Annotated in this window: 13 protein-coding genes; 7 read left to right on the forward strand and 6 right to left on the reverse strand. The window is 61.2% G+C overall.

Translation table 11 applies throughout. The annotated features are described in order from the left end of the window. Positions 1–16 precede the first annotated feature (16 nt). The 3 genes from DBW_RS09260 (at position 17) to DBW_RS09270 (ending at position 2,495) form a co-directional block, all read left to right on the forward strand. Positions 17–343, forward strand: coding sequence for a P-II family nitrogen regulator (locus tag DBW_RS09260; protein ID WP_066727132.1), 327 nt, complete (start codon positions 17–19; stop codon positions 341–343). Positions 344–765: 422 nt separating this feature from the next. After that, positions 766–1,344 carry a hypothetical protein gene (locus tag DBW_RS18780; RefSeq protein WP_066727134.1) on the forward strand — a complete coding sequence of 193 codons (579 nt, stop codon included), beginning with the start codon at positions 766–768 and terminating at the stop codon, positions 1,342–1,344. A 185-nt stretch (positions 1,345–1,529) separates the two neighbouring features. Then, positions 1,530–2,495, forward strand: coding sequence for an HD domain-containing phosphohydrolase (locus DBW_RS09270; RefSeq protein WP_066727136.1), 966 nt, complete (start codon positions 1,530–1,532; stop codon positions 2,493–2,495). Positions 2,496–2,529: 34 nt separating this feature from the next. On the opposite strand, the gene DBW_RS09275 is transcribed toward DBW_RS09270, so the two are convergent. Further along, complete coding sequence (locus tag DBW_RS09275) at positions 2,530–3,171, reverse strand: lysophospholipid acyltransferase family protein (RefSeq protein WP_066727138.1); 642 nt, start codon at positions 3,169–3,171, stop codon at positions 2,530–2,532. Positions 3,172–3,260: 89 nt separating this feature from the next. Here DBW_RS09275 and DBW_RS09280 point away from each other — a divergent pair, with 89 nt between their 5' ends. The 4 genes from DBW_RS09280 to DBW_RS09295 are packed head-to-tail and all read left to right on the forward strand — an operon-like array spanning position 3,261 to position 10,446. Then, positions 3,261–3,713 carry a VanZ family protein gene (locus DBW_RS09280; protein ID WP_066727141.1) on the forward strand — a complete coding sequence of 151 codons (453 nt, stop codon included), beginning with the start codon at positions 3,261–3,263 and terminating at the stop codon, positions 3,711–3,713. Beyond that, entirely contained in the window at positions 3,710–6,391 is a 2,682-nt protein-coding gene (locus tag DBW_RS09285) for a PD-(D/E)XK nuclease family protein (protein ID WP_066727144.1), read from the forward strand. The genes DBW_RS09280 and DBW_RS09285 overlap by 4 nt, the downstream gene beginning before the upstream one ends. Further along, positions 6,388–9,699 carry a UvrD-helicase domain-containing protein gene (locus DBW_RS09290; RefSeq protein WP_066727146.1) on the forward strand — a complete coding sequence of 1,104 codons (3,312 nt, stop codon included), beginning with the start codon at positions 6,388–6,390 and terminating at the stop codon, positions 9,697–9,699. The genes DBW_RS09285 and DBW_RS09290 overlap by 4 nt, the downstream gene beginning before the upstream one ends. Positions 9,700–9,744: 45 nt before the next feature. After that, positions 9,745–10,446 (forward strand): MgtC/SapB family protein, encoded by a 702-nt coding sequence (locus tag DBW_RS09295; RefSeq protein WP_066727149.1) that lies wholly within the window; start codon positions 9,745–9,747, stop codon positions 10,444–10,446. 15 nt (positions 10,447–10,461) lie between these two features. On the opposite strand, the gene DBW_RS09300 is transcribed toward DBW_RS09295, so the two are convergent. The 5 genes from DBW_RS09300 to DBW_RS09320 form a co-directional block, all read right to left on the reverse strand. Further along, complete coding sequence (locus tag DBW_RS09300; RefSeq protein ID WP_066727151.1) at positions 10,462–10,962, reverse strand: hypothetical protein; 501 nt, start codon at positions 10,960–10,962, stop codon at positions 10,462–10,464. Between the two features lie 102 nt (positions 10,963–11,064). After that, a complete protein-coding gene (locus tag DBW_RS09305; RefSeq protein WP_066727154.1) occupies positions 11,065–11,958 on the reverse strand; it encodes a HAMP domain-containing protein in 894 nt (297 codons plus the stop codon). 52 nt (positions 11,959–12,010) lie between these two features. Beyond that, complete coding sequence (locus DBW_RS09310; protein ID WP_231875314.1) at positions 12,011–12,613, reverse strand: chemotaxis protein; 603 nt, start codon at positions 12,611–12,613, stop codon at positions 12,011–12,013. Between the two features lie 31 nt (positions 12,614–12,644). Continuing rightward, complete coding sequence (locus DBW_RS09315; protein ID WP_066727156.1) at positions 12,645–13,010, reverse strand: hypothetical protein; 366 nt, start codon at positions 13,008–13,010, stop codon at positions 12,645–12,647. Positions 13,011–13,019: 9 nt separating this feature from the next. Beyond that, positions 13,020–13,661 carry a hypothetical protein gene (locus DBW_RS09320; RefSeq protein WP_066727158.1) on the reverse strand — a complete coding sequence of 214 codons (642 nt, stop codon included), beginning with the start codon at positions 13,659–13,661 and terminating at the stop codon, positions 13,020–13,022. Positions 13,662–13,666: the final 5 nt, after the last annotated feature.

The raw sequence follows: 13,666 nt of genomic DNA on the forward strand, positions 1-13,666 counted from the left end.
TTAGAGAGGGAAGTCTATGAAATGGAAAAGGATTGTGGCCATCATCCGCGGTTCGGTGCTGGAACAGGTCGAAGATCGCCTGAAGCAATTGGGTGTCAGGGGGATTACCGTCTCTCAGGTCAAGGGGTATGGCGAATATGCCAACCTCTGCAAGGGGGACTGGCTGGTCAGCAACGCCCGGATCGAGATATTTTCCCAGCAGTCCCAGGTAGATGGCGTTGTTGCGGCGATTCTCGAAGCTGCCCACGCCGGGGTTCCCGGCGATGGTCTGGTGGCGGTGATGCCGGTTGAGAAGCTCTATCGGATTCGTACCAAGGCCGAGATCGCGCCTGGTGAGGTCTGAGAGGGCATGTTTCCGGATTGGCAGCTCGAATCGGCAGTAAGCGTTGGATAGATGTGCCATAGATGTGCCAGCTCTTGAAAGAGACTGCCGGTTCGGAATAAGACCAGGTTTCAGGTTTCGCGTCGGTCCAGACGAGGCATGGGTGCAGAATATTCCACAATGACATTTAGATTATCCTTCAGCAGTGACCAGGTGGTGAACCTGGTGTATAAGGAAGGTCGCAATTGGGAGAAAAATTTCTAAAAAGAACGGACGGTTACGGTAGGACGTTGGGAAAAGGAGATCGGGCACGGAAGCTGCTATCACCTGGGTAAGTAATGACTTCCCGGGTCGCACAGTTGACAGCTTCGCGCTATGTTAAACTAACGGAGCAAAGATATTCCAGGGGCATGATTGCCCAATACACGAAAAGGAGATTCAGTATGAAACGGATCGCTATCGTTAGCCTGGTATTTCTCATGGGGCTGCCCGTGTACGCCCTGGCTGCGAGTCACGAGGGGATGAGTAACATGGATCACGGCAAGATGGAAGGCATGGATCACGGCAAGATGGAAGGGATGGACCATGGCAAGATGGAAGGGATGGACCATGGCAAGATGGAAGGGATGGACCATGGCAAGATGGAAGGGATGGACCATGGCGGTATGGCTATGTCTGGCAACATGATCATGCTTGGGGAAGAGACTGAGGGTGGCGTCAAGGCAATGGCGCACCTGAAGGACGTCAAGGAAGCCATGGCCAAGATGGGCATGCCCGGGACGCACCACTTCATGGTGATGTTCTCTGATGTCGCGACCGGCAAGCCAATCGACACCGGCAAGGTCGCGGTCAAGATTGAAGGCCCCAATGATTTCAAGGCCGGTCCCATCGAGTTGATGGGTATGCAGGGGCATTTCGGCGCAGATATCGCCCTTCCGGGGCCGGGAAAATACGAATTCAAGGTTGGGAGCAAGCTGGCCGACGGCAAGAAACGACAATTCGAATTCTATCTCAACAACTGACCTGGCATCGATATCGGGGAAATCAACCGAATCAGGCCACAGCAACGCTGTGGCCTGATTCGGTTTGGATTCACCCGGTTGGATAATGCCGGCCATTTACCTTTTCCGGAAATATGTTAGAATCCGATGCAAATATTGAATAATAGATGTATTTCCTTGCGTTGTGTCCAGCAATGGGAGGGCCCATGTCGCGAACGGTATTGTTTGTCGATGACGAAGAGAACATCCTCAGCTCGCTCAAGCGGCTGTTTCAGAAGTCCGATATCCAGGTCCTGACCGCGACCAGCGGTAGTGAAGCCCTGGAAATCCTGCGGCGCATGGATGTGGCGGTCATGGTTTCGGACCAGCTGATGCCGGGGATGAAGGGGGATGAACTGCTGGTCAAGGCGCGCAGCGTTTCGCCCGATACCGTACGCATCATGATGACCGGACATGGCGACCTCCCGACGGCTTTGCAGGCCATCAATTCAGGGGAGGTCTTTCGCTTCCTGCTAAAACCCTGGGAAAATCAGATCCTGCGCAATATCATCGAAGAAGCCCTGGCCCGTCACCTCCTCTTCCGCAGCATGCGCAACGCCGAGGAGTCGACCCTGCTGGCCCTTGCCCAGACCATCGAACTGAAGGATTCCTATACCCGCGGGCATTGCGAACGGGTGGCCGATTATGCTCTGCGCCTGGCGGCGGCCCTCGATTTCAGCGAGGATCGTTCCCGCAAAATCAAATTCGGCAGCTGGCTCCACGACTGCGGCAAGATCGGGGTGCCCGAATCGATTCTCAACTACAAGGGGCCGCTGACCGCCAACGAAACGGAAACCATGCGCAACCATCCTCGCTGGGGGGCGGAGGTCGCAACCCAGGCCCACCTGCCGGCAGAAGTTGTCAATATCATCCTCTATCATCACGAACGGTTTGACGGCAGTGGCTACCCCCATGGAATCACAGGGGCGGAAATCCCGCTGGAGGCGAGGATCGTCGCCATTGCCGATGTGTTCGATGCGCTGCGAACCGACCGGCCCTATGAAGAGGGGAAGAGCCTGGAAGAGGCGATAGAAATCCTCCGCCAATTGTGCGGGAGAAGTCTCGACCCTGAATTGACGGACCGATTTATCCAACTGGTAGCCGATGCCCCGGTTGAGACCGGGCCAGCTTAGGTTGCTTTGGGTTTTCCGGGGAGGGTGGAGGGCGTCAGGCGGGCGGCTCCTGGCCAAGAAGGGCGGCAATGGCCGCCATCAGGCGATCGACGATCAGCTGATGTGTCTCCTTGGTGTCTTCCCGTTCATAGAGATCGGAAAAATCGAGGGGGGGACCAAAGGTGATGCTCGCCGGTTGACGAACCCCCGGGAATTTCCAGGTGTTGAGACCGGCGAGGGCGGTCGGGATGACGACCGGTTGAACCGTGTAGATCAATTTGCCGACCCCGCGATTTCCACGCCCCAATTGGCCGTCGGGGTGGCGGGTCCCCTCGGGATAGAGCATCACCTTGTCCACCCGCAGCAGATCCTCCAGAATTCGACCCGCCTTAAGATCTCTCCCTCTTTTTACCGGAAATGCTCCCCAGGAACGAAATATGGCTCCGAGGAGGGGATTTTTGAAGAGCTCTTCCTTCGCCGGGGCCCAGACCATCTGAAACGGTTGCGCCCGGCACAGGGCCCAGGGGAGAAATACGGTTTCATAACCGGTGATATGGTTGGCGGCAATCATGACCCCGCCGTTGCGGGGCAGGTGCCCGGTGCCATGAATCTTCAGGTCGTTGATGAAAGACGCATAGAACCCTATGACATAGGTGGAAATGGTGACCCATATGCGGCGCAGCAAGGAACGGTTCAAGTGAGCCTCGTTACTAGAAGGGTTTGAGGGACTAATTTATAACATCCAAGGTATTTGCGGGCAACGGAAATCGCTGAAGGCCCTTTTGTTTGCCGGAGATTTCCGGTATCGTGGGTACTGGTTTCACCTTCTTTTTGGAGAACAATTTTTTGCCAAGAAAATCGACGTTATTCTGGATTTCCGGCTGTCTCACCTGGGCCGGATTGGTGCTTTGGCTGTCGCTGACGCCCCACCCGCCCCGGCTTAATAGCACCCTTCTCTCCTGGGACAAGTTCCAGCATTGCATCGCTTACCTGCTGCTGACGTTGCTCGCGGGAAACAGCGCCCTGCGATTATGGCCCCGGCAGCGGTATGCCTGGCTGCTGGCCGGCGCCGCCGCGCTCCTCTTCGGTGCCATGATCGAGGGGTTGCAGTTTCTTGGCGGCCGGGGCCGGGTCGCCGATTTTCATGATCTTCTGGCGAATGCTGTTGGCATCATCATCGCCTGCCTGGCTGCATCCGCCTGGCAGATTATTTCCCGGGATCCGAGGAACAAAATTTGAACCACGACGATTTCAGCGCCAAGATCCTGGGTGCGGCGCGCGACGGCGCCCTGGTGCTGACCGCAACCCGGCGTCTTGCGCGCCATTTACTGGACCTTTATCGGCAGGAGCGGGTCACTCGCGGAAGGACCGCCTGGCTATCGCCCGCGATCATGAGCAGCCAGGACTGGGTGAACCGTCAGCTGGTGCTGTTGGGCGACGACTGGCGAGTTCTCACACCGGCAGCCTCCCGCCGCCTCTGGGAGGAGACGATCGAAAACGATGCCAGGTCGGCCGGTCTCGACCTGTTGCAGGTGGCCGCCAGCGCCAGCCGCGCCGAGGAGGCTCATCAGCTGTTGCTCGACTACCGGGGCAATTGCGGCAACTACTTGCTGAGTGAGGATCACCAGGCATTTCTCCGCTGGCGGCAGGGCTATCTGAAACGGCTCCACGAAAGGGGCTGGCTGGACGGTGCGGCCAGCACCGACCGGGTCCTGGCGGCTCTCGCCACGGGCCAACTGCCTCCCCCTCCATTTCTGTTGCTGGTCGGTTTTGACGAATTGCCCCCCGGTATGAGCCGACTCGCCACCCTTGTCGCCGATTCCAATCGGGTCGAGATTTTGCCGCCGCCCCGGGCTCCCATCGCTCAGTCCGGCAGCTGCGCCTGTGACGATGCCGCTGCCGAGGTCCGGACCGCAGCACGCTGGGTTCGGCATCTTCTCGGCCAGGGGGAATGCCGGATCGGGGTTGTTGCTCCCGACCTGTCCAATTATCGGGACCTCATCGACCAGATCTTTCTTGAAGAACTCGATCCCCTGGGACTGCTCGCCCTTGACGACATGGAGGGGCGGTTCGGACTCTCCCTCGGCGTCCCTCTCGGTCAGCAGGGGCCGGTAATGGCGGCGCTGCAGCTCCTCTCCTGTGACAGGGAACCCGAGTGCGGACAACTCGGAGTGCTGCTGCGAACCCCTTACCTTGGCGGAGGAGTCCGGGAGGAGGCGGCACGGTCCCGTTTCGATGTCGCCCTGCGCCGACTCCGCCGTGAGCGTGTTCCCCTGCAGGGGCTGCTGGCCGCGACCGGTTCGCCATGGGCGCTTCCCCCCGGGTTCGCCCGTATCCTCAGAGAATTACTTCGCTTCTCAGCTCTGGGGCGAAAGGAAACACCGGCTTTCTGGGTTCAGCACTTTCGCAGCGTCCTGAACAATGTCGGCTGGCCTGGCGACCGCCCCCTCGACAGCCGTGACTTCCAGGTCGTCAAGGCCTGGGAGGAAAAACTGCTCCCCCGGTTTGCCAGTCTTGACGGCATCTGCCGCCCCCTCGATCGCCAGGAGGCCGTGGGGCTGCTCCGCCGACTTGCTCTGGAGGAGGAGTTTCAGTTGGAAATGCCGAACCCGGGGATTCAGGTGTGCGGTGTTCTCGAAGCGGGAGGGCTCTCCTTCGACCACCTCTGGATTCTCGGTCTTCACGAAAATGCCTGGCCACCTCCGCCTCGCCCCAATCCCTTTTTGCCAAGGCGTTTGCAGATCGATCTCGGCATGCCTCACGCCGATGCCGGGCGCGAGGCGGGCTATGCCCGGATGGTGCTGCAAAGGCTGCTGGCGACGGCACCGCGGGTAGTCTGCAGTTATCCGCAGCAGGAAGCGGGCTGTCCCCTCCGTCCGAGCCCCCTGCTGGCGGGGATCCTCCCGGTTGCGCCGGAACTCGCCCCCACGGTGGCCCCGGCGCCCTGCCTGGAGCGGCAGGGCGCGGCGCTGCAGGGCTGCACGGACCCGGGCGGTCCAGCGCTTCCGGCCGGGAGCGAATTGCCTGGTGGCACAGCCGTCCTGCGCGACCAGGCCCTCTGCCCGTTTCGTGGTTTTGCCCGTCACCGGCTCGGTGCGCGAGCCCTCGAAACCCCGGTCACCGGAATCGACCCGGCCACCCGCGGAACTCTGGTTCACACCTGCCTGGAGCTCCTCTGGGGCCGGGTTTCCGGCCATGCTCAGCTGCGGCTCTGGAGTGAAGAGGAACGGCACCTCCAGGTTGCGGCCAGCGTCGATGAAGCGCTCGCCCGTCATTTCGAACATCCGCTGCGGGTTCTTGCTCCGGCCCAGTTGACGATTGAACGGGAACGGCTCACTAACCTGGTCAACGAATGGCTGACCGCGATCGAATTCGAACGACCGGCAGCAGCGGTGGCCAGTTTTGTCGAGGAGGAACAGCAGGCGGAGTTTGGTGGCTTGTCGATTGGAACCAAGATTGACCGCCGGGATATCCTTGCCGACGGCCGCAGTTTGATCCTCGATTACAAGACCGGCAAGGTCGATCTTGACGACCTGCTCGGGGAACGCCTGCTGGAACCGCAGTTGCCGATCTATGCGGTTGGCCAAAACGTCGATCAACTGGCCGGAATCGCCATCGGCCAGGTCCGGCGTGGCGAGTGTCTCCTCAAGGGGGTCGCGCGGGAAGGTGAAATTTTTGCCGGCATCCGACCTTTTGCAGAGTCCCGGGAGGCTGGCAGGCATGGTTTGGGGAGTTGGGCCGAGCTCCTCGGGCGCTGGCGGCTACGCCTCGATGAGCTCGGCCGCCAGGTGCTGGCTGGTGCTGCGGCCGTCGATCCGGTCAGTGACAAGAAAGCCTGTCGCTACTGCGACCTGCAGGGATTTTGTCGGATCGGCGACAGGCCCGACGGAAGCGCCGGCGAGAAGGACTTGCCATGAGGGTAAGGGACCAATCTGCACGCCTGCGGGCCCTCGATCCCGCTCAATCTTTCATCGTTCAGGCGCCGGCCGGTTCCGGCAAGACCGAACTGCTTACGCAGCGCATCCTCTCCCTGCTGGCAGTCGTCGAACAGCCCGAAGAGATTCTCGCCATCACCTTTACCCGCAAGGCGGCGGGGGAAATGCGGCACCGGTTGCTGCAAGCTCTTGAGTCAGCCTCTTTGCCGGCGCCCGGAGCAGACCATGCGCGGCAGACCTGGGAACTCGCCGGAAAGGTCATGGCCCGGGATGGCGCTCGCGGCTGGAATCTTTTGGACACACCATCGCGGCTGGCGATCCAGACGATTGACAGTTTCAATGCCGGACTGGCGCGTCGCATGCCCTGGCTCTCCCGCTTTGGTGGCGTGCCGAGGGTGACCGATGATCCGCAGCGCCTCTACCGGGAGGCCGCCCGCCGGGTGCTGGCGCGGGTCGGCGGGGAGCGCAGCGGCGCCCATGCCGGGGCCCGGGTGCTGGCCTATCTTGACAACCGCCAGGAACGACTTGAACGATTGCTGGTCAGCATGTTGCAGCGACGGGACCAATGGCTCCGCCACCTCGCCGGTCGCAGTGTCGACCAGGAACGCCGCGGTCTGGAGGGAGCCCTGGCTGCCTTTGTCGAAGAAATCCTCGCTCTCAGCGAATCTCTCCTGCCCGGGCCCTTGTGGGAGCAACTGGCGCCGCTGGCCCGCTATGCCGCCAGTAATCTCGAAGCAGAGCGGCCCTTGCGGCGGTTGGCGGCCGTCACCGACCGGCCCGGTGCGGGCGCCGAAGATCTCCCTCTCTGGCAGGGACTTGCCGACCTGCTCCTTACGGCGAAGGGGGATTTGCGCCGACGGCTCGATAAAAGCTGCGGCTTTCCTCCGGGGAAAGCGGATACCGCGGCGGCAATGAAGGCGGCCATGCAGGACTGCCTCGATAGTGACGCTATGCCTGGACTCGCTTCCTGGCTGCATCGGCTGCGCAGCCTGCCAGCTCCCCTTTACGGCGAGGAGCAGTGGTCGATTCTCCAGGACCTGGTCGAGTTGCTCGGTCTGGCCGCTGGCGAACTCTGGCTTGTCTTTACCGCTTCCGGGGAAACCGACTTCGCCGAAGTGGCGCTGCGGGCGCTGGCAGGTTTGAGTGATGGCGATGCGCCGAGTGAACTGCTGCTGCGTCTCGATGCCGGCATCCGGCACCTGCTCGTCGACGAATTCCAGGACACCTCCTATCTCCAGTTCCGGTTGCTGGAGACCCTTACCGAAGGCTGGTCGCCCGGAGATGGCCGCTCCCTCTTCCTGGTCGGCGACCCGATGCAATCGATTTACCGTTTTCGCGAAGCGGAGGTCGGCCTGTTTCTCCGCGCCCGAAGGGAAGGGGTCGGTACCGTTCCCCTCGAAGCACTTCACCTCGAAACAAATTTTCGCTCCAGCGCGTCTCTCGTTGACTGGTTCAATGCCTCCTTCGCCAGCATCTTTCCGCGTTTTGAGGAGATTACCCGGGGCGCTGTCACCTATTCTCCGGCGTTTTCCTTCGCCACCGGGAAGGGAGAGGGTGCCGTCACCATCCTCCCCCGGCAGGGACGGGATGACGCCGCCGAAGGAGAAGAGGTGGTGGCGCTGACCCGGGAAGCCCTCGGGCGCGGGGAGCGGGTTGCGATCCTGGTCCGGGCGCGCAGCCACCTCGGCAACATCCTGCCGTTGCTGCGGGGAGCCGGCATTGACTACCTGGCCCAGGATGTCGACCTGCTTGCCGAACGTCCGCTGGTGCGCGACCTGGTTTCGCTGACCCATGCACTGCTCCACACTGGGGACCGTCTCGCCTGGCTCAGCGTTCTGCGCGCCCCCTGGTGCGGGTTGCTCCTCTCCGACCTCGCCCGGCTGGTCGAAGGGCGCGCGGCGGCGACCCTGCCCGAACTTCTCGCCGATCCCGGTCGGCTTGAGACCCTCTCCGCAGATGGCCGGGAGCGGGCCGGCCGGGTCTTCGCCGTGCTGCAACGGGGGCGGCGCCAGCGGGGACGCCTCGGGTTGCGGCGTCTGGTCGAGGGGTGCTGGCTCGCCCTTGGCGGGCCCGCCTGCTATCCCGGGGGCGAACTGGAGGATGCCGAACAGTTCTTTGCCCTGCTGCAGCGACTCGATCGGGGCGGCGATCTCGAAACCCTGGAGGCTCTTGCCGAGGCGCTGCAACGTCTCTATGCGGCCCCCGATGGCAAGGCGAGCGGTCAGTTGCAGGTGATGACCATTCACAAAGCCAAGGGGCTGGAATTCGATACGGTGATTATTCCAGGGCTGGGACGCAAGCCCGGCAAGGATGACCCGCCGCTCCTCGCCTGGCTGGAACTGCCGGCCACCGGCCTGCTGCTGGCGCCGATTCCCGCCCCCGGGGGGGAGGGAGACCCGATTTACAAAACCATTCGCGATCTCGAGGCGGAGCGCCAGACCCTGGAGGTTGTCCGTCTTCTCTACGTCGCCGCAACCAGGGCCAGGGAACGTCTCTACCTGCTCGGCCATTGTGAATTCGATGCAACGGGATCAGCACGTCCCCCTGCCGGCTCCCTGCTGGAGTCATTGTGGCCTGCGGTTGCCGCATCCTTTGCCACTCACGATTTGAAACTGCCGGTTGAAGTGGCCGCCCCGAACCAGCCCCCGGCACAATCGGAGCTGCGACGGCTGCCTGCCACCTGGGCTCTTCCTGACTTCGAGTCGCTGCCGCTGCCGACGGCAAGTCCGATCCGCCCCGCTTCCGGCGATGACCAGGTCCTGCAGACGGCCGGACTGGCGCGCAGGCATGCGGGGACGGTGCTGCATGCAATGCTTGAGAGAATTGCCCGCGATGGCCTTGCCGCCTGGGACCTGAAGCGAATCGAAGGGCTGGAAGAAGAGTTGCGCCACCGGTTACAGCGCCTGGGGGTGACCGGTGCCGACCTGAAGGAAGCGGTGCACCGCGTGCAGGCCGGCATGAGAAGCGCGGTCTCCGGTCTTCATGGCCGACGAATCCTCCGGTCGTGGCCCGACGCAGGGTGTGAGGTCGGCCTGGCAGGGCCGGCCCTGGCCGGGGTGGTGGACCGGACTTTCGTCGATGAGTCGGGAGTTCGCTGGGTGGTTGATTACAAGACCAGCGAACCGCCGCCGGGCGAGAACCCGGACGCTTTTTTTGCCGCCGAGGTTGACCGCTACCGATCCCAGCTGGCATGCTATGCTCAGTTGTTCCAGGGGCTTGAGCCGGAAAGAAAAATTCGCGCTGGCCTCTATTTCCCCCTTTCCGATATCTGGAGGGAAGTGCCGGTCTAGTCGGCGCCTACCTTGTGACCCCGTTCTCCAGTGGAGGTATTTGGCATGTTTCTCCCCGAAACCCTGGCCGGAAGCTACCAGTTGGCAATTCTGGTCAAACTCCTGCTGGCAACCCTGGCTGGCGCGATCCTTGGCGTCGAACGGGAAAAACATGGGCGGCCGGCCGGATTGCGGACCCATCTGCTGGTTTCCCTCGGGGCCTGCCTGATGATGATCGTCTCCGAAGCCTTTCCGGTCAAGTACGCCGCCTTTACTGTCGACAGCGCGTTGCGGATCGACCCTGCGCGCGCCGCGGCGCAGATCATCTCCGGCATCGGTTTTCTGGGGGCGGGGGTGATCCTCAAGGAAGGCATCTCAGTACGGGGGCTGACCACGGCGGCCAGTCTATGGATGGCTGCCGGTCTGGGCATGGCCTTCGGTATGGGGCTGGTGGGACCAGGCGCCATGGGGACCTTTATTGCGCTCTGCTCCCTGATTTTTCTGAAGAAGCTCGAACCGTTCATCAAGAAGGACCGGTATCTCTTCCTTACCGTCGTTGCCCGGCAGCGGGCCGGGATTCTCCCGGAACTTGAAACAATTTTCGGTCAACACCGGCTGCGCATTGCCAATATCGAATCGGACCTGGACCTCGACGAGGGCAAAGTCCGCTTCGAGTTCATCATCACTCAGCACCACCGGCGCATCGGTCAGGAACTGACCAATGCCATTGGGGCGGTGGAAGGGGTGCAGCGGATCAAGTTCAAATAATCGTGATCCCGCAGATCAGTTGGTTTTGGGTGTTTCACGGAGCAGGGGAGGGATTTCTCCTTCGGCCACCTTGCGGCAGGGGATGTCGAGGCGGATGATGGCGCCACGGCGACCGATGAAGAGGTCGGGCTGGGCGAGGTCGGGCTGGAACGAGGCCCCCTGGCAGGAGAGCTGGTAATTCCCCTCGTATTTCAGGCCCGGGATGAACGCCGGGATCGTGTAATCGATGCCGTCCAGGGAACAGCTGAGCTGGCCGGAGAGGTCTGTTTCACCCGGGTCGCGACGACCGTTGCCATTCTGGTCGGAAAAGGCATCGATGATGAGGATGCCGCGCTCGGTGGCAAGGGGGGGCGCGCTGCCGAAAATCAGGCTGAGAAGGTTTTCCTGCGGGGCGCGTTTGCGATCGAGATTGTACTCGGCCTCGGTGGCGGCACCTGCCTGACTGGCAAGGATCAGCAGAAAGGCTGCCAGGAGCAGGGCCAGTCCTGATTTAACAAGGGAGAGAGAGGGCGACATGGCGCTATCATAACCCGGAGTGCGGGGTTATTTCCATGTCGAATTTGCTCATCCAGGGGCTGGGCAGCGGTACCTGTCAGGGTGCCGCCGCCCAGCCTTTTGTTACCGGGGTCGGGTCAGTCGGTCCATGGCGGTTTTAAGGCTGACCCGCAGGCGTTCGAGGACATCAGCCAGCTGGCCAATCTCATCTTTACTGGTTGCGGCAATTTTCTGGTCAACCTTGCCGTCCGCCAGTTCTCCTGCAATCCGGGTGAAATGGACGAGAGGAGCCATGGCCCGGTTGACGACCACGAAGACCAGGACCAGGGACAAAACCAGGATTACCCCCATGATGGTCAGCAGCTTGATCATAAGCTCTTGCTTGGCCTGCTGGGTCTTCTCCAGCGAGAAGCCGATACGGAACCCTCCCCACTGGTTCCCCTTGACATAGATCGGAGTTGAAATATCCCACATCGTTTCTCCGGTATCGCGGTGGTAAACCTGCAGGAAGGCTTCCTCCGTATTGCGCGCCGCCTTGAGCCCGATCGGGTCATTGAAGATTCGTTTGGTACGGTTCCCTACCAGGTCTTTCTGCTGGTCACCGGTAATCGGGCGCTGGAAACGGGTGTTGTGGGTTGGCAGATAGCCGTTGCTGTCGACCGCCACGGCGAAGACCACGCTCTCATCCTTGAGAAACTCGTCCTGCATGGCGAGAATCGCCTTGTCGAGGTAGGAGTCGTAGCTGGTGTGGTACTTGGGCGGATCAAAGCCCGGAATCGGCGCATATTCCTTGTCAAATGCCTCCTTGACCGAAAAAACACCGTTGTCGATCGCCTCTTCGATCACCTTGCCGATCAGCTTGGCGCCGGTAATCGACTCGATGCGTCCCCTCTCAAGCAACTGGTCCTCAAGGCTGCGGCTCTGCTGGTTGATGATATAGAGCGACCCGATGGCAATGATGACCAGCAGGGCGAGGTTGACGAGGACCGCAACCTTGACACTGATTTTATTGAACATTCCGACCTCCTTGCAGGGAAAATTCGGGGCCTCGCCCCCCATGACTATTGAATTACTTGTAGCCGATCCGCAGCGCGCCCCAGTGTTGCCCTTCAACAAAGATCGGCACCGACAGGTCGCTCATGATCTCACCGGTATCACGGCTGTAGCGCTGCAGCAAGTAAGGCTCGAGGTTGCGGGCTGCGGCGAGACCGGTACGGTCGTTGAAAAGGCGCTTGGTCCGGTTGTGAACGGCATCGGCTGCCTGGTCCCCGGTCAGGGGCTGTGAATAGCGGGTGTTGTGGGTTGGCAGGTAGCCGTTGCGATCGACTGCGACCACAAAGATGAAGCGCTTGCTCGCCTCAAGATAGCTGTCAAGGATCGGCCGCAGGATGCCATCGACCATCCCGTCGTACTGGGTGTGATATTTCTGGGGGTCGGTTCCGGGGATCGGAATGTAAAAGGTGTCAAAGAGCTGGGCTACGGTCAGCTTGCCTCCCGTCAGCAGCAGTTTGAACTGTTGCTGGATCTCGTCCCTGCAGTCTTCGGCAAAATGCCTGGCCTTGATGTCAAAGCCGCGCAACGGTTCTTCTGCCTGGCAAGAAAGGGGTGTGGCCAGGAAAAATGAAAGAACAAGGCTGGCAACGACAGGAACCCGCAGGTAGCGGTAAAGCATGGGACCTCCTGTTGGATTTGCTGCGAACGACCTAGTTGCGGTCGGCTGTGGCCGCTGTGGAAGGGCGGCTGAACTGCATCAGGAAATGGTAAATCTGTTCGACGAGGTCGTCGGTTGTTGCATCCCTTCGCTGGGTAATGCCGAGCAGGTGCTGTTCGACCGGAAAGATAAGGAGATGCTCCTGGCTGGCCCGGCGTAATTCCAAATGCCGGAAATGCTGCAATCCCATCCCCCTGCGGATCGCCTCCCCGACCTTGCCGCCGAGGTGAATCAGGGCCGTCTGGTCGGCGTCGCCAAAATTGTGGGCGAGTGCTTTGCCATCCGGACGCACCAGGCAGTAGCTTTTGATGCCGGGAATCAGGAGCAACTGCTGGACAAATTCTTTCGCTGTCGCCATGTCACTCTCCTAGGACTTGGATGGGCCCTGCAGGTGCGGTGCGATCAGTTGCCGATAGGTGCGGACTTTCTCCGGATCGCCAATCTCCCGGGCCAAAAGATCAAAAAGAGCCGGCAAGGCACTGCGGCTGGGGGCCTGGCGGGTGAGCCATTCCTCGGCCGTTTCGCGAAAAATAATCGGGGCAATCGGTCCCATGACCTTGGCGAGCAGTGTTTGCATGGCCATCAGCGGTGCTGCGAGGGGACCTTCGGCGAGGAGCGAGTCGACCGTGTGGGCCGGCTTCCCCGGCCTTGGTGACGCTGGCGACCCAGTCCCGGACGATTCAGGCAACTCGTTGAGGGTGGTGTTGAGTGCCAGGGTCAACAGATTGCTGTTGTAGCCCGGCTCGGCTATGACCACCAGCAAGGTCTCTGCCTGCGCCTCCCGAACGATCAGAACAAACTCCTCGTAAACCAGGGTAATCTCCGACAGGTCGTTGAAAGATCCCCGTCCGGCGGTTTGAATCCTTGCCAGCAGGCGTCCCATGGCCTGGAGTTTTTCGGTGCGAAAGAGGGGAGGGAGAGTGCTGGCCAGAACGCCCTGGCGTAACGAGAAGAGATAGCTGCCGACGACGCCGGCTACGGTTTGCAATTCCTCCAGGTTGGTCCGCATATCTT

Origin of the sequence: Desulfuromonas sp. DDH964, assembly GCF_001611275.1 — a bacterium.
Taxonomy (GTDB): Bacteria; Desulfobacterota; Desulfuromonadia; order Desulfuromonadales; family DDH964; genus DDH964.